Raw genomic sequence first — 24511 nt, forward strand, 5'->3', positions numbered from 1 at the left:
ACCGAGTTAAAAGACAACTTCACCCGACGGCGGCGCTGGAGATGCTCGTTGGAAATGTCTGCGTGCTGGGCAACGGTTGGCGCCTAGCTTTTGCGATTGCATCGAACGTTGAAGATATCTCACCTCTGATGCGCCCGAGTGCTGCGACCCTGAACTCCGCGGCAAGTGCCAACGCCGCGGCCCTATCGATCCGTGATATGGCTCCATCGAAAAGCGCTACGGACGGTGTCATTGGCAGTCTCCAACGGGTGAATGGTTGCTAACAACCTCTAAAATAGACTTGAGTTCCAAAACGAAAGCCGCCGTGTACTTAGCGACACTCAACTGAGCGCGCCTGACGATCTAAGACGCCGGGCAAGCCGGTGACGCCACCAAGGTTTGCCGACATATGGGTAGCACTGGCGACTACGCCTTTGACCACGTTGAGCAAACGTTTTAGTCGTCACTTATCCAGGCGCCGAGAGCCGATGCTGGGCGTCGGTTCTTCGGCCCTCTCCTTGATTGTTCGTGTGACGCACTGGCGTCAGGTACCCCCGATCCAGTAAATGGCGACCAACAACCACTTTCGAAGTTTCCTCGTAAACGGACATGAGCAAAGCCTGAAAGCCGCCGCCCGCCGCTTTAGCATGCACATCCAAAGTCCAAGGCTGCAGCATGGCGGCCAATGACTTCACTATTTGGGGCACGATTAGATTGGAAGCCTCACAACCATGACCTGAATACGAGGACGCACCTGTTGTAACGATGAGATCGCAGGATGCGACAGACGAAGCTGAAGCGAATGGCCCTGCGCGCAAGGAAATCACTGGACCGTCTACCTCGGCGCAAGCAGCAGTTATCACTCTCTGATAAAGATAAGCGTTGATAACGGCGGTAAATCGGTCTCGATTGAAGCTGCACGACCGTGAGCGGGAACGGGTTGGCCGGTGGCGTCCAGCGTATCCACTCCCGACCCACCGTAGACGCTATCGTCGGTGCTCAAAAGTCTGCGCCATAGGCCCTCGAACGGCACGCCTATCCTATAGGCGTGGCGAGGCACGGGGGTAAAGTTCGAAACAACCAGGCAAGCGGTGCTTCGCGTCTCATCATACCGGATCATAGCTACAACTGATTGCTCAGAATCGTCGACGACCGCCCACTCGAACCCATCTGAATGCAGATCACCGTGCTGAAGGCTCGGAAAATGCGAATACACTCGGTTGAGATCTCTGACTAATCTCTGGAGCCCTCGATGACGAGGATCGTCAAGCAAATCCCATTCGACCGAACCGTCATGGTTCCATTCGCTTCGCTGACCGATCTCGCAACCCATGAACAGCAGCTTTTTGCCTGGATGGCCCCACATGAAGGCGAAAAGGGCTCTTAAGTTTGCAAACTTTTGCCAGTCGTCACCGGGCATCTTCCCCAGCATCGAGCCCTTGCCGTGCACCACCTCGTCGTGTGAGAACGGTAGGACAAACCGCTCATCATAGGCGTAGACCATCCCGAACACCATGGAGCCATGGTGATACTTCCGATAGACCGGGTCATCCGACATGTAATGAAGTGTGTCGTGCATCCACCCCATGTTCCACTTCATGTCGAAACCCAATCCTCCATAAGCAGGCGAACCGGTTACTTTTGGAAAGGCTGTCGATTCTTCGGCAATCATCAACACGCCCGGATGGCGTTCATGGACGATGCTGTTGAGGTGCTTGAAGAACTCAATCGCTTCCAGGTTCTCTCGACCGCCAAATCGGTTGGGAATCCACTCCCCTTCCGGACGGCTGTAGTCCCTGTACAGCATTGAGGCTACTGCATCGACCCGCAGACCGTCGACATGATACCGTTCCAGCCATTCGAGAGCGCTAGCAATCAGGAAGTTCTTAACCTCGGATCGCCCGAGATTATAGATCAGAGTATTCCAATCATGGTGATACCCTTCTCGTGGGTCCTCATGCTCGTACAGTGCGGTGCCGTCAAAGCGAGCCAAGCCCCAAACGTCACTTGGGAAATGGGCCGGAACCCAGTCTAGAATAACGCCTATATCGTTTTCGTGACAGCGGTTGACGAAATATCCGAAGTCCTCGGGAGTGCCGTACCTTCCGGTCGGCGCGAAAAGTCCCAAGGGCTGATATCCCCACGATCCGCCAAACGGGTACTCCATGATCGGCATCAACTCGATATGGGTAAAGCCCATCTCTTTGACATATGGCACCAGTCGCTGCGAAAGCTCGAACCAATCAAGCGACCTTCCGCCGTCAGACATCTCCCGCAGCCACGATCCCGGATGAACCTCATAGATGGACATTGGTCGGTCCATGACATCAGTCGTCGCGCGTTTTTCCATCCAGGAAGCATCTTGCCATCTGACGGGCTCAGGTGAGGCCACGACAGAAGCAGTCGATGGCGCAGCTTCGGCACTCCGTGCCACAGGGTCGGCTTTCTGAGCGAGTAGGTTGCCCTGACTATCGAGGATCTCAAACTTGTAACGATCCCCAACCGTCAGGTCCGGAATAAAAAGTTCCCAGACTCCGGCGTCACGCCTCAGTCGCATTGGATGTCGTCGACCATCCCAACTGTTGAAGTCTCCGACCACAGAAACCCTACGCGCGTTAGGCGCCCAGACTGCGAAACGAACGCCTGTGACCCCCTCAACGACAAGCGGGTTGGCGCCGAGTGCAGACGAAAGGCGGTAATGAGTTCCTTGTGATATCAGATGCAGATCGAGGTCACCCAACAGCGGAGCAAAGCGGTATGGGTCGTCCGTCTCTTGGGGGCCGTTAGGCCAAAGGACCCTTAGTCTGTATGGCGCCTCTCCCAACAGAGCCGCCTCAAACATTCCCTGCGCGTGAGCAAGCGAGGACACCCCCAAAACCGATCCATCTCCACGGTCGATCACTTCAACCCCGATCGCTCCAGGCGCAAAGGTACGGATTTTTACCCTGCCATCTGATGCCAAGTGGGGACCGAGAACTGCGAAAGGGTCCCCGTGCGCGCCCTTTACGATTGCAGCAAGTTCGCTTGGATCGAGATCCGATGTTACTTCCACCAACGGCTCCATCATGCGCGACCTTCCTGCAAACGTGAAACGATTTTCGAAAATCCGAAAAGCGGAATTGGCAGCCATTTGGGCCTATTTCGCGCTTCGTAGGCGATTTCATAAGCCGCCTTTTCTAAGAGGAAAATGTCGATAAGTTCGCTGACGGTTTCCGGATCGCTTGGCAGGTCGCGTGAGTCCGAAAGCGCCTTGGTATAGTTTTCGAGAAACGACTTCTCAGCGGCGCTGCCGAACCGGCGGATGACCAGCCGCCGACGCTCGTCTTGATGATCTGACACGGCGTCGTTCTCAAGGCTTGCTGTCGCTACGAGGTAGTCAAGCGAGCGAAGCAAGCCTGCCGCGTCTCTCAGCGGAGACGTCTTGGCACGACGCTCCGCAAGATTTCGTGCGGGTTCGCCTTCGAAGTCGATAATGACAGCGTCGCCTTCCGATACCAAGATCTGGCCGAGGTGAAAATCACCATGTGCACGTGTCAGCAACGTCCCCGCAGATTTTTCGGAACACTGGGCAGCAAGCTCGTGTATCTGGTCCTTCTGGGCAAGCAAGCTACGAACGCCTTCGTCGACCGCGTCATCACCCGTGTCGTTCAGTTCCTCTAATTTTGAAAAGGCATACACGATCTCGCCGGTCACCGCCTTTTTGATCGCGGCGACGTCAGCCGGCTCGGCATGCCGTGGGGCGAAGGATTGATCATCAGTCGGCTTGGCCAGGAGGACATGCAGCTCTCCGAGGCGTTGGCCGACCATGGCAACGAAATTTAAGAGAGGGTCTAGTTGGTCGTCGGCTAGCTCAAGGTCGGCTTCCGTCGTTACAATTTCGTCTGCGACGCGCCGCAGATTGGCCAGCATCCAGTTCCACGCGTCACCTTGATTGCGGACAGCTCCTTGAACGACGATGAGGGTCGAGCGGCGACCTTCGCCATCGGTGCGCGCTATTTCGCCGAGCAGGGGCGCAGTATGCTCATATCCTTGTTCGGTGAGAAAGCGCGTCATCTCAACTTCGGGGTGGATACCCTCGAACACGTGCCTGATAAGCTTGATCATCGCGACGTCGCCGATAATGAGCGAACTGTTGGACTGTTCGGCCGAGAGCCACCTGATTTCCATTTGGTCGGTGATATCAAGGCGGTCCAGATGGTCGGTGCCAATATATTCGATCGTGCCGGAGCGACCGGTAATCATCGACCGGTTTTTCAGGCCCTCAACGATCCCCCGTCCCATCGAATCCACAGTAAAGCCGTCCGTTAGGAACCCGACCCGCCGCCCCTGTCTGATTCTTGCCAAGGCAAGCTGCTGGCCAAGGATATTGGTCGTGGTGTCGTCCCATTCGACGGCAAGCGGGAGCTGATAGCTCTCGACGTGGTCAGGTAGGGTCGCTTCAAGCTCGCCTAACACCACGCCGTCGGCAAAGGGGATCGGGGTGGCTGAAATCAGTCTTGCCGATTGAAGTGCTTGGTCCTTGGCACCGAACCAGCGCCGCCTTGACAGATATGCTGGTAGGATATCGCCACTCAACACCCGCTCGTGCTGGGGTTCATCCACGAGCTCCATCAGGCTGCGGCGAATAACAACTGTGTGAAAATCTGGAAGTTGCTCGGGCGGAGCTGTGCGCCACGCTGGACCGTCCGATTGATCGGTGAGCTGGAACCAGAAAAACCCGTATGGCGGCAATGTAAGAAGGTAGGTGAGCTGTCCGATCGGCGGAAAAGGTGACATTCCCGTTAGCTCGACTGGGACCCGCCCCTCATAGGCTGAAAGGTCGAGTTCGACGGCTTGCGGTACTCTTGATAGATTAGCGACGCATAAGATGACCTCCCCTTCGTGCTCACGAAGGTAAGCAAGGATGCGTCGGTTCTCAGGCGTGAGAAAGCGTAGCGATCCTCTGCCGAAGGCCGGGTGGCGGCCGCGCAGCGCTAGCATGCGGCGGGTCCAGTTCAACAATGAGTGGGCGTCAGAGGTCTGGGATTCGACGTTGAGAGCCTCATAGCCGTATTGAGCGTCCGATACAGGCGGTAAGACGAGCCGCGCAGGATTGGCTTTCGAAAAGCCGCCGTTGCGGTCGGGAGACCACTGCATCGGTGTGCGAACGCCGTCGCGATCGCCGAGATAGATGTTGTCACCCATTCCGATCTCGTCACCATAGTAAAGAACGGGCGTGCCGGGCATCGACAGCAAAAGCGCGTTCATTAGCTCAATCCGTCTGCGGTCACGCTCCATCAGCGGTGCGAGGCGGCGACGGATGCCCAGATTGATACGTGCCCTCTTGTCAGACGCATAGGTATCCCAGAGATAGTCGCGTTCTGCATCCGTCACCATCTCGAGCGTGAGCTCATCGTGATTTCTAAGGAATATCGCCCACTGGCAAGTGTCAGGAATATCTGGCGTCTGCCGCATGATGTCGGTAATCGGGAAGCGGTCTTCCTTAGCGATAGCCATATACATCCGGGGCATAAGTGGGAAATGGAACGCCATGTGGCACTCGTCTCCCTCCCCAAAATATTCACGGGTGTCTTCAGGCCACTGGTTGGCTTCGGCGAGCAACATGACCCCTGGGTGGGTTTCATCGAGCGCCGCTCGAATACGCTTCAAGATCGCGTGTGTTTCCGGCAGATTCTCATTGATCGTTCCCTCCCTTTCGACGAGGTAAGGGATCGCATCCAAACGAAAGCCATCAATACCCGTCTCAAGCCAGAAGCGCATTACAGACAGGAGCTCCTTCATGACGAGCGGATTGTCGAAATTCAGGTCAGGCTGATGCGAATAGAAACGGTGCCAATAGTACGCCCCGGCCGTCTGGTCCCACGTCCAGTTGGACTTTTCGGTGTCTATGAAAATGATGCGGGTCTCGGGAAACTTTTGGTCCGTGTCCGACCAAACATAGAAATTGCGCTCCGGACTATCCGCAGGGGCGAGCCTTGCTCTTTGAAACCATGGATGCTGGTCGGAGGTGTGATTAATCACCAGCTCCATTATCACGCGAATGTTGCGATCATGGGCCGCGGCAACGAACTTACGGAAGTCGTCGATCGTCCCATAATCGGGACTTACGCTGCCGTAATCTGCAATGTCATACCCGTCGTCGCGCCTGGGTGAGGGAAAGAAAGGCAGAAGCCATATCGCCGTCACGCCCAGCGCTGCGATATGATCGAGCTTCTCGAAGAGACCTTCGAAGTCCCCTATCCCGTCGCCATTGGCGTCGTAAAAGGACTTTATATGCAATTGATAGATGATAGCGTCCTTGTACCACAAGGTGTCGCTGGCGGTCTTCGTGGCGCTTTCGCCCATTGACACGTCGTCCATATCAAATTTCTCCTGTCCTGACGCGCCAGATGGCGAATGGCAAATATGATGGATCGAGCCTCAGCGTCTGCCACTTCCCCGTAAGCGAGAACCGGCTGCCGCTGACCAAGTCGTCCACCTCGATCGTTCCGCCGTCGTCCTGACCGGACTTCCATAAGGGGATTTCGACAGTGCTTTCTTCTACCGCGTGTGGATTGAGGCAGATTGCGATGAGCAGAACGTTATGGCGGCCGGGCGCCGCCTTTTCGAAGAACATCACATTCGGATTTGATGAGTTGAGAAGAGTGAGGCCAAGATGAGAATGAAGAGCAGGATTCTCCCGGCGGATCCGGTTCAACGTCGTTATTTCTGATTTAATGTTGCCGGGGCGGTCATAGTCCCACGCGCGGATCTCATACTTCTCGCTGTCAGCGTATTCCTTGCGTTTGGCGTCTGGGCGCCCCTCGCAAAGCTCAAATCCGTTGTAAACGCCCCAAAGCCCCGAAAGGGTAGCAGCGAGGCTGGCCCGAATGACAAACGCTGGCCGAGGCGCGTTTTGGAGAAAGTCTGGGTTGATGTCGTGCGTATTGACGAAGAAATGAGGCCGAAAGAATTCCTTAGCCTCGGTCTGGGTGATCTCGCTCATGTACTGTTCGAGCTCCCACCTGGTGTTGCGCCATGTGAAATACGTGTACGACTGAGAAAAGCCCACCTTAGCTAGCCGATACATCACTTTCGGTCTGGTGAACGCTTCGGATAGAAACACGACCTCAGGATGTCGCGCGCGGATGTCTCCGATCAGCCATTCCCAGAAGGGGAACGGCTTGGTATGCGGATTGTCGACGCGAAAAAGCTTAACGCCCTCGTTGACCCAAAGCTGAACGATATCTCGCAACTCTTCCCAAAGCGCAGGTACTGCGTCTTGCGCGTAGAAGTCGACGTTGACGATGTCCTCGTATTTTTTCGGCGGGTTTTCGGCAAAGCGGATCGTCCCGTTTGGCCGCCATTCGAACCAGCCGGGATGCTCTATCAGCCAAGGGTGGTCCGGAGATGCTTGAATTGCAAGATCCAACGCCAGTTCCAGACCCTCCTTTCTTGTCGCCGCGATCAACCGCCGAAAGGATTCAAACCCGCCAAGTTGAGGATGGATGGCATCATGGCCGCCATCGGACGAGCCGATCGCGTAAGGGCTTCCCGGGTCATTGGGCGTGGACGTAAGGCTGTTGTTTCGACCTTTCCTGTTGGTGCTACCGATTGGATGGATCGGAGGAAAATAAAGGACGTCGAATCCCATCTCTCGAATTGCCGGCAAACGACCGATGACGTCGTCGAAAGTCCCGTGCCGTTCCACCTCTCCGCTCTGCGATCGCGGAAACACCTGGTACCAGCTAGCAAATGATGCCTCGACGCGCTCAGCATCGACGAAATAGGGCGGTGATCGAACTCGAAAGGGTCGCTGATCTGCGTCAGACATCAGATCCGACACATGAGAGGATAACAGCAGTCTCGTCTTCGCCGTCGGGTCAGCTTTCGCCAGACTGTCTGCAATCTCGATAAGCTTGGCGTGTAGTGTGGCGTTTGCCTCACCCGCCGTTGAAGCGACAGCCTTGCCGACCAGCGCCTCTCCCTCGATCAGTTCCAACGTTAGATCGAGGCCTGCTTCAGCTTTCTTGGAAAGCTCGTACCGGTAGATGGCGAACGGATTTTTCCAGGCCTCAACGCAAAATTCAAACCGGCCGAGCCGATCGGGACGAAATGCTCCAACCCAGCGATCGTTATTATCGAGTTGCAGCGGCGATTCGTGCCAAACATCATCGCCTACACCGCGGTGCAGCAGGGACGCTGCAAGGTGATCGTGGCCGTCGGAAAAAATGTCGGCTTGGACGCAGACCAGATCGCCCACGACCCGCTTTACCGGAAAACGTCCCCCGTCGACTTGAGGCTCGATGTTTTCTATCGCGATCCGCTGCGATTGCGCGGTGGCCTTTTCCGGTGAGGTCAAGATCTCAAGGGCGATCGCGGGACGCGCAGCCGCAGGCAGCTTCCCCACCTCGCCAGGCAAAAGGCGGCCAAGTGTAGCTTTTAGATCAGGAAAAAATGGCGGCGCCGCCGTCGATATGATGTCCTGTGGGTACGGCGAAGGATTGCGAAGATCTCTGTTAATCGCGAGGAACGTGACCTCGCTTGCGATACGCAGATCGGGAGCGTCCGAGAAGGTGATGACGCTGACCCGGTCGGAGGTCTGACAGTCATACGGCGAGACGGTTTTGCGCGATGCCATCCCGCCGTTGACCTCTCGGACCGCTGCAGAAATATCGAACTCACCGCTTGAGGCCATCATACGCAAGTCTTGGCCCGAACCCCTCGTGGAATCTTGCGGTAAGACGGCCCCGTATTCAAACCCCATAGGGATCAGGATACCATCGCCAAGTTCCGCGGAGAGCCTGAGCGAGCGAAGGCATTTCCGCTGGCGTATCTCACGGCTCTCAGTCCCATGTGCGAGCCGTCTTGCAAACGGCGCTTCCGGAAAAGCGACTTGCTGACCCAACTGTCTTTGCAAGCGGTGTTCTTCAAGAAGCCAACCATCGCGCATGTTCCACCAAGCAAGTGAGGAAAACGTTCCGTCGAAGCCGAGGCCTTGTAACTTTTTGCGAAAGGCGAAATCGGTGCCAGGCGTATAAACCAGCCGCAACGGCTGGTTTCTGGCTGCTATCGGACTAGCAACGAGCTTCAGATCTGCCTCGCTCAACTCGTCAAGACCCAAGTAACGAAACCCAGAGATGCCGGCTGCAGACAACCGCGAAACGACGCCTAGAAGGCGGTCTAAATCGCCACTTTGACCACTATGTCGCCAAGGAGCGGATGGTGAGCGTCTGGGATCGAGCGAGCCGGAGCAATCGCCCCCGGCTGATCCCTCACCGGAAAATGCGACATCCATCATAAGAGAGATGCCCCGCAAGCGCGCGGCATCGCATAAAAACGCGGCGCATTCTTCAATTCCGCTGGAAAGTTTCAATGCGGGATCGACAAAGCCGTAATCTGACGACGCAAAAATGCTTCCTTCCTGATCCTGCCTTCGGAAGAAAGGAGCCGTCAGAACCGTGTCAAAGTTTAGGGAAGCGGCATGATCGAACACGGCAAGCCAGCTCATCGCATGGGGCAGGTCCAGCGGATTAACGTAATAAATACGAGGTCCTGGGCTGTCCGCGCGTCTCGGAGTTGTCATCGATGTTGTCTCCAAAGCGGGCGCCGCTCGCGCCATTTCCTTAGACTGAGCTTTAGAAACTTGCGGGCGGTACGGTTGTTCCTCAACATGCAGCGCGGTATCACGTGCATACATTTGGCTGGAAGGAAGCCAGCATTCTATAATCGAAATGATATCGGATGATCTGCGCAAAGCGCGCTTTTGCCCGCCTAGTAAGCGGCATAAGCCTAGGTTCTCGGCGACGAGACTTGGACGTTGGGGCGCTTCGGTCGTGATGTGGTCGCAGCGCCGTTGTGCGACCGGATGGCATGTTCCAGCACGATGGGCGCCAGCAAAGGCGGATCCGGTTTGCATCAATCGTTGCGAAATGGCAGCCTGGGGTTCACCCAGTTTGATCGTTCAATCCAGTTCGCTGAAGCAGCTTATCAAGAGCGTACAAATGAAAGCTCATCAGACGTGAGTGTCGGGAGCAAAAGCACCGTCCTCACGCAGTTTTTTTGTTCTAGCTGGCGCGGTCGCGTAAGTACCCGTTCCAGCTTGGCGAAGGGCCTCCCGCTCTTTGAGCGTCCTTCGCCGCTGCAGTCTTCTTGGCTCGGTACGAAGCTTTTTGCACGTCATGAGCTTGCCGAATTTCGGTTTGGCCGCGTCGTGCGACACAAGTGCGAGGACGTGTACGTCGCGATCTTCAAGCGCTTCCCTCATCGAGTTCGCGCTCCTCCTCGATAACAGACAGCCGGGCGTTTGCCGCGTCGAGTACAGCCGTAAGGAACTCGACGCGCGTCCAACCGACGAGATGGGCCTCTTCGACGAGGAGCTGGATCGCGTCGTCGACCGTCTGATCGAGCTCGACTTTGCGTTCCACTGTGTTCAGGCTAGTGGTTGGAGGATCTATCATCGTGACTTGTGAGTTGGCCGCGCAGGATCACTTGTTTTCGGAAGCGAGTTCGCCGGGCTTGAAGCTTCCCTGTCGGTTCGAAGGGACCGCGTCGGAGGATGTCTCGCTTTCGTCCGGCGGAACGACGCCACCATGATCCGACGGCCGATTTTGGTCGACGGCTGAATTTGAACGGTGAGCTTCTTCCGCTTCGCGCCAATGGCGTTCGTGCTGCCCTTCAGGACGACCTTCTTCCTCCCACCGATTGTATGCCGCCTTACGGATTTCCTCGTCCATGATCGTCTCCTTGGTTAGAGCTGGCGTGCCTGATCTTTAGCCTTTTGAGACACCAGTGCTCAGGCATTCGGGTTTGGCGTCGTGCCTTTGGCGCTCATGCGACGGCCTCAGCTTTCTGATCTTTGGTCTCGACATCCGCCATCATTGCGATTTTCTCGTAAACGCACGAACGGCCTGATCGATACGGTACGCTACCGGACGGTGCGGCGTACCGTCGTTGCCACACGTGGCGATAGGTTTTTCCTTTAAGCCTTGCAGCGGAGTGCAGAGTGCTGGCCAGCGGCGACTTTCGCACGATCCCGCGCGCCGCCTCTCGATGTTCGAAGTGTTCACCCTTATCGGAAAGTCGCAGGTGTGTAGCACGCGTGCGCAACACGGGCGCCAGATCAACAGATTCTATGAAGGGGCCGCTTAAACAAGGAGTACGCAACGGATGAATTTCTGGTATCGCCGGGAACTTCGGTTTGTCGCCCAAGTTTTCAGGCCGACGACCATGCTACCCGTCGTTCAGCCGCCTCCCTCCCATGCGGCGATAGAAAGCCCTCCCGGTAGCCTGGGAGAGCTTTCTTTTAGCCAAATGTTAGCGAGCGTCTCCAGCGAGAACCGGATCGCAGTGGAAAGTCTTATTTACGAACAACGAAGAGAGATGCGAATGCGGTGGCGTTCTTGGCTCACAGTCCTCGGCACCTGGACGGCAAGTCCGATTGCATTTGGCATCGTGCTGATCTACGCGCTTTCGTGGTTCCTCTTCAGCCCGGAGACGCTAGAATGGCACGGGTTTGCCACGCTCGCCACATGGTGTATGACCCTGTTTATCCAGCGGGCCGAGCATCGCGACACGCAGGCGATCCATGCCAAGCTCGACGAACTCCTTCACGCGCATGGCGAGGCCCGCAACGAGATCACCAAGCTCGACGAGAAAGAACCGGAGCAGATAGAGCAGTTTCGGGACAGGCACACTTCGAACGACTAATAATTTCTGGCGTCTTGAATCAGCGCCTGGCTAAAAGCGCCTGATGTCAGGTCGTTTGTGACCGTGTTATGGGCACGAACCCCCTTCCGGAACTCATCTGCGAAAGGCACTCTTTCATTGTACAACGCAGATCGCCCCACCTCATCCGAGGCGCCTGACTATCTGCTGTGACCTTGTCAACTACCGTGCGAGCTGCTTCGTCATCTCGATCATCGTTGGCTCGAAGCCTTGTGATGCGAACAATCGCTGCGCGGCGCCATTGCGATGTGCCGTCGACAAAACCACCTGGGTCGCACCCATCGCCCCAAGCGTTCTTACCGCTGCAGCGAGAAGCATGCGCCCAACGCCCTTTCGCCGCTGACCGGCGTCGACGAAGACGTCGTGTATCACGCCCGCCGGACCGCGCAAAGCCATGTAGTCGTGCCCTTCGACGGCCGCATAGGCGTATCCAACCGCAGTACCCTCTACCTCCGCCACAAGAACCATCACGTCCGACTTGCCGAGCTGGCTGCACAGGTGGTTCGCATACATGCTGGGGGTGTAGGGGCCCGGCGAGATGAAGCGCGAGCTGTCCCAGTCGTGATGAAGCTGCATAAGATCAGCGCCAAACCGACCGAGGATGTTCATGTCTTCTTTGGTCGCGAACCGAATACTCGCGTAGCGCTGCAAGTTCGGTTCATTGTCAATTCCACTGTGAAGCGTCACCTAAAATTACTCCTGCTATCGTCTGCAATCACAAGAACATAGAAGGCGGGGGAAGGTTGCAGCGCACCCGTGTCTGTCATTGAAGGGTCGGCTAAAGTGCCTCTCGCGGATGCCTATGATATAAGGTGGTGGTAAGGCCGACGGCGCGCAATGCGATGTCCTCAGCAAAGGCGATTTGGCTTGTTGCAAGCTCTTTAGCGGTCGAAAGAACACCTGCACCAGCCGAGCGGAGCGATGTCGGTAAGGACGACGTGGATGCACGTCGCGTTTCGGGTAAGACGACCGCCTCGTTATCGTCGCCCGCTTCCAAAGGCGCAAAACCTGCACCCTCTGCAAGGTCAATAGCGAGCAGTAGAAGCGGCTCGTTCTTGACCTGCAGAATTTGCACTACATGCCGTAATCTGCATCAAAGCCATTCTATAGAACGCGACTTGCCTGCGACGTCTCGGTTGCAACGGATTACAACCGAGCGTTCGACGAAACGGCCGCATCCAAGCAGCGTTCAGCCCTACCGGAAAACGGCTCGGAGCTTTTAAGGGCAATGATCGCCGTTGTTTGACTGCACGATCCTGGCGGTTCCAGCGGACTTTTTCTGGGCTGATTTTCAAAGGAGATCAGCACGTTGGAACAAAAGGCTTCCTCGAAGGTTTTGGTGCCACTCACAGTTCCGTGATGGAGGTAAAGTCATGACCGAACCCGTTTCAACAGTCGCGCATGTCCACACCCGCGACGCCAATCCCTATATCGCGCTGACCAAGGCCTCGTGGGGAGCGATTTTTGCCGGCGTCGCCGTTGCCCTCGTGGTTCAGCTGCTTCTGAACTTGCTCGGTGCTGGCATCGGCGCTGCAGTCATCGATCCTGGCACCACCGACAATCCGAGCGCCGCCACCCTCTCCGTCAGCACCGCGGTGTGGTTTGTCGTCTCCGGTCTCATTGCCTCTTTCGGCGGAGGATATGTTGCAAGCCGTCTTTGCGGCCGTCCGGTCGGCTCGACCGGCGCGCTTCATGGCCTCACCACCTGGGCCGTCACCACGCTGGTTGTCGTTTATCTCCTGACGACATCGGTTGGCGCTCTCGTCGGCGGTGTCTTTTCCGGGCTTGGCGGTATTGTCTCCGCTGCAGGTTCGAGTGTAGCGACGGCGGCAACCACCGCTGCGCCGGCGCTGGCTACTGCAAGTGATCCGATGGCGGGTATCGAGCAGAACATCCGTGATGCTTCCGGGGGCAACGACCCCGCCGCGCTCCGCGACGCCGCAGTCACTTCCGTGCGAGCCGCTGTAACCGGCGATCAGGCGAAGGCGGAAGAAGCGCGCAACCGCGCAGCTGACGCCATCGCCAAGGCGCAAAGCATTCCGGTCGACCAGGCTAAGCAGCAGGTCGCACAGTACGAACAGCAGTACAAGGACGCGGTCGCCAAGGCGAAGGAGCAGGCAACTGAAGCGGCCAAGACCGCGGCCACAGCCTTCTCGGCAGGCGCAATCCTGGCGTTCATCGCTCTCGCGGTCGGCGCTATTGCGGCATGGGTTGGCGGTTCGGTTGGCACGACGCACGTCGGCCGCGACGACGACATGTACATCGCGCGTTGAACTTAGCCAAAACCGGGAGCCATCCGGCTCCCTGCTACGACGAAGGGACGAACAATGAGCATTTTCGACCGTATCAAGCACGCCATCTTCGGCGAGGCGCACGCCGCCTCCGTTCCGCAGCCGTCGACAGGCGGGACGACTGATACCTCACCTGCCCCGCAGGTTCGGCCCGCCTCCTCGGCGCCCGCGCCCGCCGCCACGGCGGGGAACACGTCTGCGTCCGCGGAGCAGATGGCTTCGCCCGCGCCATCGCAGGAGCGCTCGCCGCAGCAGGCCGACACAACGCCGCGACCTTCGGTCGACATCGAGCCCATCCTCGACGCTGCGGTCCAGAAGTCCGGCCACAAGCTGGACTGGCGTCATTCGATCGTCGACCTGATGAAGGCCCTTGGAATGGACGCCAGCCTCGAAGAGCGCAAGGAACTCGCCCACGAACTTGGCTATTCCGGCGACGCCCACGACAGCGCCAAGATGAACATGTTCCTGCACAAAGCGTTGATGAAGAAGCTCGCGGAAAATGGCGGGAAGGTTCCCGCCGACCTGCTCGATTAGATTTAACGAGCGTCCGGTTCGTCAGCTTACTGGTCGGCTTGTTGTTCGGCGTGGCGACCAGATCGAGTGACAATAGCCGCCTGTTAATGAAGGAGATACAAGATGATGAGTGGACCATTGAAAGCCCTGTTGGGCGTGATCGCCGTTGCTGGCTATCAGAACCGCGACAAGATTGCGGAATTCCTCCGCGGTATCCAGAACCACCCTCACAACGGTTCGCGAGCGCCCCAGAGCGAAAGCCAGGGCCAACAGGCCGGCGGGCTCGGCGGTCTTTTTAGCGGACCCGGCGGCTTCGGCGATCTTCTCGGTGGCCTGACGACTGGCGGCATCCTTAGCGGCGGTCTGGGTGACCTCCTGAAAACCTTCCAGCAAAACGGCCACGCGGACAAGGCTGAATCGTGGATCAAACCTGGACCGAACACGGAAATCGACAGCGGCCAGCTCTCCGAGGCCCTTGGCCCAGACATCTTGAACGAGCTCGCCGCCAAGACAGGGATGTCGCATGAGGAGATCGTCGATCGGCTCAGCCGCGATCTCCCGAAGGCCGTCGATGACCTCACACCCGACGGCCGGGTTCCGGATGCAGACGAAGCATCGTTAAAAGCCGCAGGTGCAACTTCCGATAATGGTTCCACGACGATGGCCTGACATCATGCCGGGCGGGAAGAATTCATTGAAACCAAGCAGGAGGTCCTCGCCCCCCGAAGGCGTCCAGGTCCATGGCGTCTTCAGCGTGGGTTGTGGATAACACAGGGGTATAGAGTGGATCGTACTCACGCTCTTCCTGTCGCCTGCGTGCTGCGCCTTTTCGCTCGGGGCGGCATTTACTTAAAGAGCAGGGTTTCGTTTCTGGCGGTAAGATCGAATTGCCGTCCATTCCAGCTGGAATACTTCAGATGAGATGCAGGTGACGCTCGCTGCCGGGACAGTGATGCAAACAGTACTTGTAGACGCGAGTTTTCTGGATGCGTTTTCTCGCGAAGGTATCGACCCTCCTCAAAAAGGCGCTCTGCAAAAAGAACGGTCGCATCGGTGACGTCTTCGGGTCGGGTGCGTCTTGCCCCTCGAAACTCGTGTTCCGTCTGCAGATTTGGGAGCCGGCCTGTCCTTCGTGATCGGTATCGGAAACGAGGTCGACGAGCATTCCACCATCATTCGGAGCCGTCATGGACGCCGTAGTCCGCGGGCTTGCGATACTTCACCCTGCTCGTCACCATGCGCCTGTGCCACCGCCGGGCACCTTGCGGCAATGCCCCCCTTTTGATCCGGAGATCGCTCTCGCCATCTCGGAGATCACTCAGCAGGCGATGATGGGAGATGACTTGTCCATTACGATTGCGGTCCTCCTTGTTCTCACGCTGTTCACGAACACCATCGGAGTTTCGTAAGGACGCTCGCCTTTATGACTGCAAGGTGTTTTGCAATGCAGGCGGCCTCGCCGTCGATCGCACGACTTGAACCGTGCCACAACCCTGCGAACGGAACCGGCGCAGCGCCGCAAGCGCTCTGTAGACGAGGCCTGCAATTTAACGTCAATCAGCCTTGCCCTGTTTAGACGGAATATCCCAAAAATAGCTTATCGCCCCCTGGCTGATTTCGTGCACACAGACGTCGAGCCTCCCGATGGCTGCCACGGTCGTCTCTCCTCAATTGCTGATCTATCGCCGTGGAGGTTGGGTACGGACAATCTGCAAATCGCATCAGCGCCAATCGTTGGCCTGCCTCGATACCAAGGAAGAGGCCCAAGGAATCAAAGTTAAGGCCTTCAAACTCTTGCAATACACGACAGAGGCTTGAGGTTTGACGAGACCAAGCCGAAGACCGCGAGGCCGATTGGGAGACGACCGCGATGTTTCTGGTTGTGCCATTAATCGTGGACGGCGACCGAGCCCTTTGTTTCGACGCGCCACATCGACAGACGAAGACATTTCCGACAAGCACTCGACGGCTCAGAGCTGCGGAACTTTTCCATCGACCCGTCATTTTCTTGATACACGCTGGAGAAACCGGATGTTTGCCCTTCTTACGATCCTGACCGCCCTTATCGCAGCCATGTTCCTTGGGCTGGTCGCCTCGACCTTGCGCGAATTGCGACACGAGGCTGTCGAAGTCGACGCGGAAGCGGTTAGGAAATCTGGCGGTTAGGCGATGCCCAAACCCTCCCGCCTCCAACGTTTTCACTTCAATATCCGTAAGAACGGCAATTTGCTGATTGATCGCGATGGCGTACTGCTTCCCGATATTGGAGACGCGATCGCGGAGGCCCTGCTCTGCGCGCAGCTGCAACGGGCTCCTTCGCAGGGCGGCGGGTCTGGCCGGAAGCTCTTCGAAATCATGGACGGCAGCGGCAAGCTGCTGGCGACCGTGCCGATCGACTGAGAACTCAGTTCGTCTCACCGCGATTTTCAGCGGGTGCTGCCGCTCTCACCGCTGCAACACTTCCGCCGTGAGCCGCGCGATGTCGATCCACGTTCCCAAAGAAATCAAGCCCGCAATGCCGGCGACCTCAATAGAGTACCTTGTGGCGCCGACGTTTGTATCAGCGTGCGTCGACCACGACTTTGGTCGTTGAGCTTACCTTCGGCGTCCTGGTTGTCGAACACCACCAGCTGCGCATCTTACTTCTGTCAGGGCTCGACGGGCTCCCAGGTAAGAGCATAGCGATGTCTGGCTTGTGCGGGGTGATGACGACGAACTTTTTTCTGAAGGAGGCGCGCGAAAAGCTCGGCCTATTCCAGTAAACGGCGAGCTTACCATAATCGATGTGGAGCAGGCGCCTCCGCAAGGAGGACGACCGGCTGTACGCTAGTAGACACGCGGCCTGAAGTCGTTGAAACACCTTTTCAATCCTCCCATATATGAAGAAACCTAAGAGGATGAATATCATGGTAAGCAGGATCAGGAAGACCCTGACCGTGCAACAGCGCATGGCGGCCTTCGAACACACGAACAAGATTGCGGCCGACGTCGCAGTTGGAGAGCGCCGACTTCGTGAAGAGAAAAACGAGCGCCTCCGCAAGCTGCGGATTGCGGCCGCCAACAGATCTTCACAATGAACCAATGTGGAAACGCTGAAGTAACAAACCCATCCTCGCAGCACTCGGAGTAAAGTATGGATCACATCAATATCGAAACGTTTTTGGACGATACTCGGCAGAAGCTCGGCTCACGCCTTCGCGAAGCACGCATTGCGAGAGAATACAGCCTCGAGGATCTCGCGATTGCCACCGGCCTGACTGAAGCGGAGATCTCGGCCATCGAGGACGGAACGTCGACTAACACTCATCATGTGGAACGCATCGAGCACGCGCTCTGCTAGGGAACTTTCGATTTGCTCCAGGTTGTCGCGCCGTTCATCAACCCTGGAGATAGGTATGAACCGCCGATGGAGCGCCGTTCCGTCTTCCGGTGGCGGCAAAGGCTTAATCAGGCTCGCAACCTCGTGAAGGAGGCAGCCTGCCAGCTCCCGCAAAGGTCCGGCAGGCCACGCCAACTAAAGCGGCGATGAGATCATCCGCGTCCCCATTTCCCAAAGACGGAAAGCGTTCTGCGGATCGACCGCGTACCTTGCCACGCCCTTGAATGGCCCGGCTCCGCGCTTGTCGACGACAGGAGCTTCCTGGCAATCGTCGAAATATCTGCCGGAAACTCCCCCCACAAGCGGCGAGCCCGCGAGTAGCACCGACGTGGATGCTCCCTGCTCTATCGTCTTGCGGAGATGCTCGGGCGTTCGAAGGCCGCCAGTGTACTTTTGAAGCCCGGTTGCGATTGCTCCGGGGTTGAGAGCGTTCGACGTGATGCCATCGCTGGCCCAATTATTGGTTATCCCCAAGGACATCAAAATGCAGGCCGTCTTCGATTGCCCATAGGCAAGTAGCGGATCGTAGGGAATGAAACGGAAGTCTGGATCATCCCAGAACACCGGCGCAAACAAGTTGCCGGTCGAGGCGACGGAAACGATGCGGGCGCCGTTCGCGCTGGCCAGATACTGGCGCAGGCCGAGCGCGAGCGCGAAATGCCCCAGATAGTTCGTGGCGAACTGCATCTCCTGTCCCTGCCCACTCCTTTGAAGCTCCGGAATGGCCATAACGCCAGCGTTGTTGATGAGGACGTGCAGGGGATCGTCCCAGCTTTCTGTGAACTCCCTGATGGAAGAAAAATCGGCGAGGTCGAGGCGACGAACGCTCAGCCGAGCGGCGGGCATGGCTTGCCTCATCTTCGCGACAGCTCTCTCGGCGTCGTGCGGACGGCGGGCCGCGATCGTCACGGCCGCGCCTGCGGCAGCGAGAGCGCGGCTTGTTTCAAATCCGATGCCCGCGGCGCCTCCCGTCACAATGACATTTTGTCCGGAAAGGTCGACGCCTTCCAAGACCTCGGCGGCAGTGGACGAGAACCCAAATGGGATGGATGAAGCCATGGTCTTACTCCTTCGAACATTCGACTTGCCCGGAAGATAAGCGCGTGGCATTCGTGAACTAGATGGCTGACGCTTTACGCAATGATGAGATAATTCGAACAGTTAGCTCGCTTCCGCCCGGCGAGCTTGCGGCCTTTCTTGCCGTGTGCGAGCACGGCGGATTTCGGGCCGCGTCCCGAATGCTCGGCCAGACGCCGTCGGCAGTGAGCCACGCGGTCGCCGGACTAGAGAGAAGACTGAAGGTAAAGCTTTTCCATCGTTCGACCCGCAACGTATCGCTGACGGATCCGGGGCGAAGACTTGCGGAGCGACTGATGCCTGCGCTTGGCGAAATTGGCCTCGCGGTCGAGGAGTTGCATGAGCAGGCGACCTCACTGTCGGCGCTCGTGCGGATCAACTGCGAGGCCAATGCCGCCGAGCAGGTCCTCATGCCACTTCTGACCCGCTTCATGAAGCTTCAGCCCACCATGCGTTTCGAAATCCGCTCCGAGGGAAGACTGGTCGATATCGCCGAAGGAGGATACGACTGTGGGGTCCGGGCGGCCGAACTTGTACCCGACGAGATGGTTGCGATCGCGATCGGTCCAGACCAGCAGCACATCGTCGTGGCCTCGCCTGCCTATCTTGATGGCGCGCCCGACATCAAGACACCGTCCGATCTTTCGCTTCACCAGTGCGTTCAGCTTCGCATGGCAGGCGGGTCGATCTATCGCTGGGAGTTCCGGCGCCGCGGCGAGGACGTCGTCATCGCAACGCCCGGCAATCTCGTGGTCGACCAGTCCAGACTTCTACTGGCAGCGGCACTTGATGGTATCGGTCTTGCTTACTTGACACGGTGGATGGCGGCCGATGCTCTCGCCGACGGAAAACTGCGGCAGGTGCTAGAGGAATGGACGCCCCCCTACCCCGGCCTTTGCCTTTACTACCCTCGACACCGCCATCTCGGTTCGGGCATGCGCAGCCTTGTCGATTTTCTAAGAGCCGAAGGATCGTCTCGGCCGGCGCCTTGACAGCGAGCAAGCGCCACCATTCTCACCGGCATGAAAGCTGCCCCGCGCGCAAGGCCTTGGAACCTAGAGCGCTGAGATGAGTTCTTCCCGCCGAGATAGTCTCCAAACAGCACTTCCTCGGCACGTGGAGGGCCTTGAGGTCCCTGTAACTCTCTCGGCTCTCCACATCAGTTGACAAACCTCGTCTCCTTTGACGCAAGGAGCGATATACGCGAACTTCAGCACATCAACGGTGGCACCGAACAGTGGGCACCGACGAACAATTTCTTGGGTTATTGTACCAAGGGATCGGCTTGCTAACAGGTTGTCAATCCTCTTCTCAGCCGCAGTTCTTTCTTCAGCGACTAGCTGTCTCCTTCGGAATGATCAGCCAAATCCTCCGCTGCGCGCCAATCGGGCAGCGGTTCGCTTGGCAATGATCCAGGACGAAAATGGAGGTTAGCAACCACGCCATCAACAGAGCATATGGTAGCCACCTGAACGTTTTCTTGCGCCGCGAAGCGACCACCGCTCCTATCATCGCCAGAGCATTGATCGTGAATACAGGGAATGGTATGCTTTCGCAGGATGCTCCCATTTAAGTGGGCAAATCCTGCTAAAGAAAGGGTTTGCCAGCATGTGGAGACCGGGACACCGCACTGACAGGTGTGACTAAAAAGGAAGCTTGTTGCCTTCCGTGTGAGGAGCTCCGGGCATCCCCGTCAAATATGCGAACCGCGACCAAGCGTCGGCGTTTTCGATCTTCCGAACAGTCCGCTCGAGCTCTATCATACGGCTATCTGTGTGACCCACGTCTTCCGCAACTGATTTGAGAGTCCTGGTCAGTCTCTCCTTCTCATCGCGCTCCCGCGCAGCCGGGCTTCCCGGAGCTGGACATTAAGTCCTCGCGCGCGCAGCATAGATCCACTCGATGATGGCATCCTGAGTGTTTGTGACCGTCTCTTCCGGAAGAGCGCATGTGTTTCGTCGTTTCGGAAGTCGTCACTTCCCCTCCAGGCCCGCCATCTATTTTCTAAGCAAGTATATTGAGTTCGGTATGTCAACTCATCCCGCAGCTAGACTTTGGGTGCGGGACAATGGGTTTCCGATCCTACTTAGACGCAGATAATTTCTATGCCCGATCGCTATCAACCCCTCTACCTATAGCTCCACACGAAGCTTACGGACTTGCCAAAAGATAGAGCCGGGAGCAGACTTCATTGATGACCGATATCGATGCAAAATCTGCGCTTCTCAAGCTGCTGAAAGTTATAAAGCTCAAGCCAGGGGTGTCACTTAGTCTCTATGAGATCGGCCCGCCGCTCGTCGACCAAGAAATAAGTCAGGACGCCATCGTAAACGCGCTGTACGCCCTCAAAAACGAGGGAATGATTGATTTGCCAGGCGGTAATCGACTGGTGCTGCTGAAAAACCTGTAATTTTCTGGACCGCAGATGGTGAACCGGGACGAGGAAATAGAAAAAGAGCTCGGCCGCAAAAAGTTGATGATGCGGTTACCGGCGTTGCGAGACCAACTTCGAAACGCTTCCGGCGAACAGATTGGAGCGCTCTTTATGGCCTACGAGAGGGCCGTCGCTCATCAGGATAGGATTCGTTCTCAAAAACACGCTCCCGCGCAGTGGACTGCTTACTATGAAGAGGTTTTGAGGGAGATCGAAGACGGCGTTGTGAGCTATCTGGCTGGGCAAAATCGGCAGGATTTTAGTTAGGTTGCGGAACGGGGCCTCTCCATGGGCGTTATCCGGGAGGTTGTGCGGTGGCTCATTTCCGAGCAATCTCAAGCACCGCAGCCGGAGTTTGGGAACTTCTAACGGGGCTTGCCCGCCCGGAACAATGAGCGAGGGCCGCAGATATGCAGAAGCAGAAATTCACGGTCAGCACGTCCGTGACAGTTGTTGCCGAGACGCCCCAAGCAGCTGCACAACAAGCATCGGAGCTGCTCTCGAAGTCTCCGCCAGAACGGTTCGACGTTATGGATGAAAGTGGCTCGACATTCCACGTTGCCAATGACCATCCGCAAAGATCCATCGACACGATCGAGAGCGAGGTCGTTCAGTATCCGGAGTTCATGGAGAATGACGCGCCCCCCGGCGCCGGCGGCTGAATCGATCGGCAAGAGAGCTATCAGCCAGAGGTAGCCTTTCCGGTCTCACTAAGACAGGACATCAACGGCGACGAAACGGAAGAAACTCTTCAGCATGCGCTGACTGGTTGCGCTTATGATCTTCCGCGCCAAAATGACGTTATATGGCCGCTTAGTTCGAATATCGCAAATGACACGAGGAATTCAGGCCATATCGAGCTTCGCGGGTATCGTCACGCACAAGCTCTCTTGCCATGCGGTGTTTAGGCTGAATGTCTTAAACTCGAGATGAATGAACCGTAGCTGTCTTGGGTGTGGAGGAATTGTCGACTGTTGATTGCATGCTTATCAATTTCGATTCGATTGCTTTGGAATGAAGCCAAGGCCAAACCCGAACAAGCGCCCTATTTTTTCCAATGTTTCGAGCGTCGGGTTTGCTGTGCCAGCCTCGATCTCTGCAACTTGGCGTCTAAGCGATAGGGCTCTGGCGAACTCCTCCCGGGTCATGCCAAACCCTTTACGGATATCCGCAACGGCCTGAGGCACCCTTAAATTCCCGGTTCGAGCGCGCTCGGCCAGCGTTCGCCGATGGTCAAGAATCTCGTCTTTAGTCGGTTTCTTCCAGCGAGCCATTTAGCTGCCCCTCGTCATCGCTGGCACGCCGCCAGAACGCTATCCGTAATCTCTATGCAGCGCCCCATTGCCCGCTCCAAAATGTCCGAAGCCGCACCCATATCTCTCGCTATGGCGGGAGCTTGACGCAGATGTCCGGCAAACTTGGTAAGCGTAGCTTTGAGCGCACTATGCGTAGCAGGATCAGGTATCAGTTCGCCGCAAATATCCTTCCAGTCGAAAAGATGATCACGACCGCCGTCACGCATCATCGCCCATCGGGTGGCACGAACAATGGCCTGCCTCGCGAGCCGCATGGGCGCAAAATCAAAGAGCGGAGAAAGGCGTATCGCTCCGTCCTGAAGCTCACTAAGTGCAGAATTTCGACCGTGACTGTCGGGATTACCGAGCGCCAGATTGGCGCTGTCGCGCTTTAAGTATTCAGCGACGTCCGCGAAGGGATCGGCCGAACATTCGCGCAGAACATCAACAAAGGCCTCATGCGTGCCGAGATGGCCAAAAATGGGCAACGCCGATCGCCGACACCAGGCTTTCTTCTCCAAACCGGACCGTCGCGACGCCTTCTTTCTTATTTCGGTCGAAACGGGGAATGATCAGGACGCCTTCGGCATAGGTCGATGGTTGGCGAATGGCCTCATCATCGGTTACGAAGCTGTCGGGGTAAAAAAGAGCGTCATGGGCCTGCGTCATAGAGAGCTTAGGCCATTCGCCTTGCAGGCCGCTTGAGTCGGAGGCCAGCATTCCGAAGCGGTCGGCTACTTCCATGAAGCGGTCCGACCGCTCCAGGATTTCTACCTCGGTAACTCCTTGGCGCTCAACACCACTCAGCCGTTGCGCTTCGTCGTCGGCCGCTTCTTTGATGCGAAGATTGCCGATGCCGCCAGTCGCCGACCGGAGAAGCAGTGCCAAGTCAGAAGCGCGCGAGCCTTCAGTGATGCCGAAGTGCTCGGTAAGCTTTCGCCGTGCATGCCCCTGGGGCATAAGATCCAAAAGGAAGGGCGGCCAGCTTTGGCTATACCGATTTTCGAGATCGACGGGATAGCGAACTGACAAGGCGCGGTGGTCCTGGACGGTTCTTCCAGCAGAAAGCTCCGCCGATGCCACGGTGACGAAATAGTCGAGATCGTAATCTACGATTGACGCGCCCTGAACGCCGGCCGCACCGTTCCAATGTCGCGGCGTGATGCCACTCACCGTCAAAGTGTGTCTGCAACGTCAGGCGCACTAATTGACCCTTTTAATGGATCAAATAACGCAGTTTCTCAAATTATTCATCCCATCAAAGTGGGTTGATAATTGTTCTTAGGGCTGTCAGCCACCTAGATTTTCATTGCAGTCTCTGATCCTTCTGACCACCTTCCGGCCGCGCAACGCACTCCCCCACGCGAACAAGATGAGTCAGAGGCTGAGACTGGTGTCATCCGTGTCTCGGAGCCTATGTTTGCGTCGTACAACACGAGCGAAACGCCTCCATTGCAACGTAGAAGACCATCCAGAAATCTTTTTGCTTTGACAGTCCCTTTGGTCGGACCGAAGGGTGAGGATGCGCAACTGCGTTGCCGGCCTTTGATCGACGCGATCGAGAGTGAGGCCGTTCAACATATCCGGAATTTACGAAGGATGACGCGCCTTCCTACCCCTGCGCCGGCGACAACGTGGATCGGCAGGAGAGATATGAGCCGGAGGTGGTATTTTTCGGGGCTATCCGAGACAGGATATGAACGGCGAGAAAGCGAAAGCGGCAAAGTTTTAAAATCACTGAATTGACTGCGCTCAGTAGCTTGGTATGTCCGCCCGCTTCGAATATCGCTACTGACGCGAGGAACACAACGGTGCTATCGAGGTTTATGGATATCGT

23 protein-coding genes are annotated in these 24511 nt (G+C 57.0%); 13 read left to right on the forward strand and 10 right to left on the reverse strand.

The genetic code is table 11. From position 1 onward, the window contains the following. Positions 1 to 838: 838 nt before the first annotated feature. The 5 genes from glgB to D460_RS37190 form a co-directional block, all read right to left on the reverse strand. Entirely contained in the window at positions 839 to 3046 is a 2208-nt protein-coding gene (glgB, locus tag D460_RS0125430; RefSeq protein WP_018901426.1) for a 1,4-alpha-glucan branching protein GlgB, read from the reverse strand. Next, positions 3043 to 6324: a maltose alpha-D-glucosyltransferase gene (gene treS, locus D460_RS0125435; protein ID WP_026283529.1), complete on the reverse strand. Its 3282-nt coding sequence runs from the start codon at positions 6322 to 6324 to the stop codon at positions 3043 to 3045. The genes glgB and treS overlap by 4 nt, the downstream gene beginning before the upstream one ends. A gap of 16 nt (positions 6325 to 6340) precedes the next feature. Further along, positions 6341 to 9544 carry a maltotransferase domain-containing protein gene (locus D460_RS0125440; protein ID WP_018901428.1) on the reverse strand — a complete coding sequence of 1068 codons (3204 nt, stop codon included), beginning with the start codon at positions 9542 to 9544 and terminating at the stop codon, positions 6341 to 6343. A 664-nt stretch (positions 9545 to 10208) separates the two neighbouring features. Beyond that, on the reverse strand, positions 10209 to 10385 hold the full coding sequence (locus D460_RS36160) for a hypothetical protein (protein ID WP_018901430.1): 177 nt from the start codon (positions 10383 to 10385) through the stop codon (positions 10209 to 10211). A gap of 60 nt (positions 10386 to 10445) precedes the next feature. Beyond that, positions 10446 to 10694 carry a DUF2934 domain-containing protein gene (locus D460_RS37190; protein ID WP_018901431.1) on the reverse strand — a complete coding sequence of 83 codons (249 nt, stop codon included), beginning with the start codon at positions 10692 to 10694 and terminating at the stop codon, positions 10446 to 10448. A gap of 433 nt (positions 10695 to 11127) precedes the next feature. Here D460_RS37190 and D460_RS37195 point away from each other — a divergent pair, with 433 nt between their 5' ends. Then, positions 11128 to 11667 (forward strand): low affinity iron permease family protein, encoded by a 540-nt coding sequence (locus D460_RS37195; protein ID WP_018901432.1) that lies wholly within the window; start codon positions 11128 to 11130, stop codon positions 11665 to 11667. A 180-nt stretch (positions 11668 to 11847) separates the two neighbouring features. Here D460_RS37195 and D460_RS0125460 read toward each other — a convergent pair whose 3' ends face one another. Further along, entirely contained in the window at positions 11848 to 12372 is a 525-nt protein-coding gene (locus D460_RS0125460) for a GNAT family N-acetyltransferase (RefSeq protein WP_245267805.1), read from the reverse strand. A gap of 686 nt (positions 12373 to 13058) precedes the next feature. Here D460_RS0125460 and D460_RS0125465 point away from each other — a divergent pair. The 8 genes from D460_RS0125465 to D460_RS0125515 all read left to right on the forward strand — a co-directional run bounded on the left by D460_RS0125465 (position 13059) and on the right by D460_RS0125515 (position 17829). Then, a complete protein-coding gene (locus D460_RS0125465; protein WP_018901434.1) occupies positions 13059 to 13958 on the forward strand; it encodes a hypothetical protein in 900 nt (299 codons plus the stop codon). A gap of 54 nt (positions 13959 to 14012) precedes the next feature. Continuing rightward, on the forward strand, positions 14013 to 14510 hold the full coding sequence (locus tag D460_RS0125470) for a DUF3597 domain-containing protein (RefSeq protein ID WP_018901435.1): 498 nt from the start codon (positions 14013 to 14015) through the stop codon (positions 14508 to 14510). Positions 14511 to 14612: 102 nt separating this feature from the next. After that, positions 14613 to 15158, forward strand: a complete 546-nt coding sequence (locus tag D460_RS0125475; RefSeq protein ID WP_026283531.1) for a YidB family protein — start codon at positions 14613 to 14615, stop codon at positions 15156 to 15158. A 518-nt stretch (positions 15159 to 15676) separates the two neighbouring features. Beyond that, a complete protein-coding gene (locus tag D460_RS33830; RefSeq protein ID WP_018901438.1) occupies positions 15677 to 15898 on the forward strand; it encodes a hypothetical protein in 222 nt (73 codons plus the stop codon). Between the two features lie 622 nt (positions 15899 to 16520). Beyond that, positions 16521 to 16655, forward strand: coding sequence for a hypothetical protein (locus D460_RS37105; protein ID WP_018901439.1), 135 nt, complete (start codon positions 16521 to 16523; stop codon positions 16653 to 16655). A 3-nt stretch (positions 16656 to 16658) separates the two neighbouring features. Next, positions 16659 to 16889: a hypothetical protein gene (locus D460_RS0125500; RefSeq protein WP_018901440.1), complete on the forward strand. Its 231-nt coding sequence runs from the start codon at positions 16659 to 16661 to the stop codon at positions 16887 to 16889. 506 nt (positions 16890 to 17395) lie between these two features. Beyond that, the gene (locus D460_RS36530) at positions 17396 to 17566 is read left to right on the forward strand and encodes a hypothetical protein (RefSeq protein ID WP_196809372.1); all 171 of its coding nucleotides are present in this window, start codon (positions 17396 to 17398) and stop codon (positions 17564 to 17566) included. Between the two features lie 56 nt (positions 17567 to 17622). Next, positions 17623 to 17829, forward strand: a complete 207-nt coding sequence (locus D460_RS0125515) for a helix-turn-helix transcriptional regulator (protein WP_018901443.1) — start codon at positions 17623 to 17625, stop codon at positions 17827 to 17829. 174 nt (positions 17830 to 18003) lie between these two features. On the opposite strand, the gene D460_RS0125520 is transcribed toward D460_RS0125515, so the two are convergent. Further along, positions 18004 to 18927, reverse strand: coding sequence for an SDR family NAD(P)-dependent oxidoreductase (locus D460_RS0125520; protein ID WP_018901444.1), 924 nt, complete (start codon positions 18925 to 18927; stop codon positions 18004 to 18006). Between the two features lie 314 nt (positions 18928 to 19241). On the opposite strand from D460_RS0125520, the gene D460_RS0125525 reads away from it, so the two are divergent. From D460_RS0125525 to D460_RS36900, 4 genes are all read left to right on the forward strand, one after another. After that, positions 19242 to 19937, forward strand: coding sequence for a LysR substrate-binding domain-containing protein (locus D460_RS0125525; protein WP_018901445.1), 696 nt, complete (start codon positions 19242 to 19244; stop codon positions 19935 to 19937). Between the two features lie 1202 nt (positions 19938 to 21139). Further along, on the forward strand, positions 21140 to 21355 hold the full coding sequence (locus D460_RS0125535; protein ID WP_018901446.1) for a hypothetical protein: 216 nt from the start codon (positions 21140 to 21142) through the stop codon (positions 21353 to 21355). A 15-nt stretch (positions 21356 to 21370) separates the two neighbouring features. After that, a complete protein-coding gene (locus D460_RS0125540) occupies positions 21371 to 21646 on the forward strand; it encodes a hypothetical protein (RefSeq protein WP_018901447.1) in 276 nt (91 codons plus the stop codon). 143 nt (positions 21647 to 21789) lie between these two features. Further along, a complete protein-coding gene (locus D460_RS36900) occupies positions 21790 to 22041 on the forward strand; it encodes a hypothetical protein (protein WP_018901448.1) in 252 nt (83 codons plus the stop codon). A gap of 327 nt (positions 22042 to 22368) precedes the next feature. Here the strand turns inward: D460_RS36900 and D460_RS0125550 are convergent, their stop codons facing one another. Genes D460_RS0125550 through D460_RS36910 form a run of 3 tightly spaced genes read right to left on the reverse strand, consistent with a single transcriptional unit; the run spans position 22369 to position 23847 of the window. Beyond that, positions 22369 to 22653, reverse strand: a complete 285-nt coding sequence (locus tag D460_RS0125550) for a helix-turn-helix transcriptional regulator (protein WP_018901449.1) — start codon at positions 22651 to 22653, stop codon at positions 22369 to 22371. Between the two features lie 14 nt (positions 22654 to 22667). Further along, positions 22668 to 23162, reverse strand: coding sequence for a HipA domain-containing protein (locus D460_RS36905; RefSeq protein ID WP_245267806.1), 495 nt, complete (start codon positions 23160 to 23162; stop codon positions 22668 to 22670). After that, complete coding sequence (locus tag D460_RS36910; protein ID WP_245267810.1) at positions 23131 to 23847, reverse strand: HipA N-terminal domain-containing protein; 717 nt, start codon at positions 23845 to 23847, stop codon at positions 23131 to 23133. Before D460_RS36910 ends, D460_RS36905 begins: the two co-directional genes overlap by 32 nt. Positions 23848 to 24511: the final 664 nt, after the last annotated feature.

The organism is Rhizobium sp. 2MFCol3.1, from assembly GCF_000377565.1.
In the GTDB taxonomy this organism is placed as follows: Bacteria; Pseudomonadota; Alphaproteobacteria; order Rhizobiales; family Rhizobiaceae; genus Rhizobium.

Bases quoted from the DNA above. Each gene is read 5' to 3' on its own strand.
- D460_RS0125520 (WP_018901444.1), bottom strand. From the start codon at position 18,927: ATGGCTTCATCCATCCCATTTGGGTTCTCGTCCACTGCCGCCGAGGTC.
- treS (WP_026283529.1), bottom strand. From the start codon at position 6,324: ATGGGCGAAAGCGCCACGAAGACCGCCAGCGACACCTTGTGGTACAAG.
- D460_RS0125500 (WP_018901440.1), top strand. From the start codon at position 16,659: ATGCCCAAACCCTCCCGCCTCCAACGTTTTCACTTCAATATCCGTAAG.
- D460_RS0125550 (WP_018901449.1), bottom strand. From the start codon at position 22,653: ATGGCTCGCTGGAAGAAACCGACTAAAGACGAGATTCTTGACCATCGG.
- D460_RS0125470 (WP_018901435.1), top strand. From the start codon at position 14,013: ATGAGCATTTTCGACCGTATCAAGCACGCCATCTTCGGCGAGGCGCAC.
- D460_RS0125465 (WP_018901434.1), top strand. From the start codon at position 13,059: ATGACCGAACCCGTTTCAACAGTCGCGCATGTCCACACCCGCGACGCC.
- D460_RS37195 (WP_018901432.1), top strand. From the start codon at position 11,128: ATGAATTTCTGGTATCGCCGGGAACTTCGGTTTGTCGCCCAAGTTTTC.
- D460_RS0125475 (WP_026283531.1), top strand. From the start codon at position 14,613: ATGATGAGTGGACCATTGAAAGCCCTGTTGGGCGTGATCGCCGTTGCT.
- D460_RS36900 (WP_018901448.1), top strand. From the start codon at position 21,790: ATGCAGAAGCAGAAATTCACGGTCAGCACGTCCGTGACAGTTGTTGCC.
- D460_RS0125535 (WP_018901446.1), top strand. From the start codon at position 21,140: ATGACCGATATCGATGCAAAATCTGCGCTTCTCAAGCTGCTGAAAGTT.
- D460_RS0125515 (WP_018901443.1), top strand. From the start codon at position 17,623: ATGGATCACATCAATATCGAAACGTTTTTGGACGATACTCGGCAGAAG.
- glgB (WP_018901426.1), bottom strand. From the start codon at position 3,046: ATGATGGAGCCGTTGGTGGAAGTAACATCGGATCTCGATCCAAGCGAA.
- D460_RS36530 (WP_196809372.1), top strand. From the start codon at position 17,396: ATGGTAAGCAGGATCAGGAAGACCCTGACCGTGCAACAGCGCATGGCG.
- D460_RS0125525 (WP_018901445.1), top strand. From the start codon at position 19,242: ATGCCTGCGCTTGGCGAAATTGGCCTCGCGGTCGAGGAGTTGCATGAG.
- D460_RS0125540 (WP_018901447.1), top strand. From the start codon at position 21,371: ATGGTGAACCGGGACGAGGAAATAGAAAAAGAGCTCGGCCGCAAAAAG.
- D460_RS0125440 (WP_018901428.1), bottom strand. From the start codon at position 9,544: ATGACAACTCCGAGACGCGCGGACAGCCCAGGACCTCGTATTTATTAC.
- D460_RS33830 (WP_018901438.1), top strand. From the start codon at position 15,677: ATGGACGCCGTAGTCCGCGGGCTTGCGATACTTCACCCTGCTCGTCAC.
- D460_RS37190 (WP_018901431.1), bottom strand. From the start codon at position 10,694: ATGGACGAGGAAATCCGTAAGGCGGCATACAATCGGTGGGAGGAAGAA.
- D460_RS37105 (WP_018901439.1), top strand. From the start codon at position 16,521: ATGTTTGCCCTTCTTACGATCCTGACCGCCCTTATCGCAGCCATGTTC.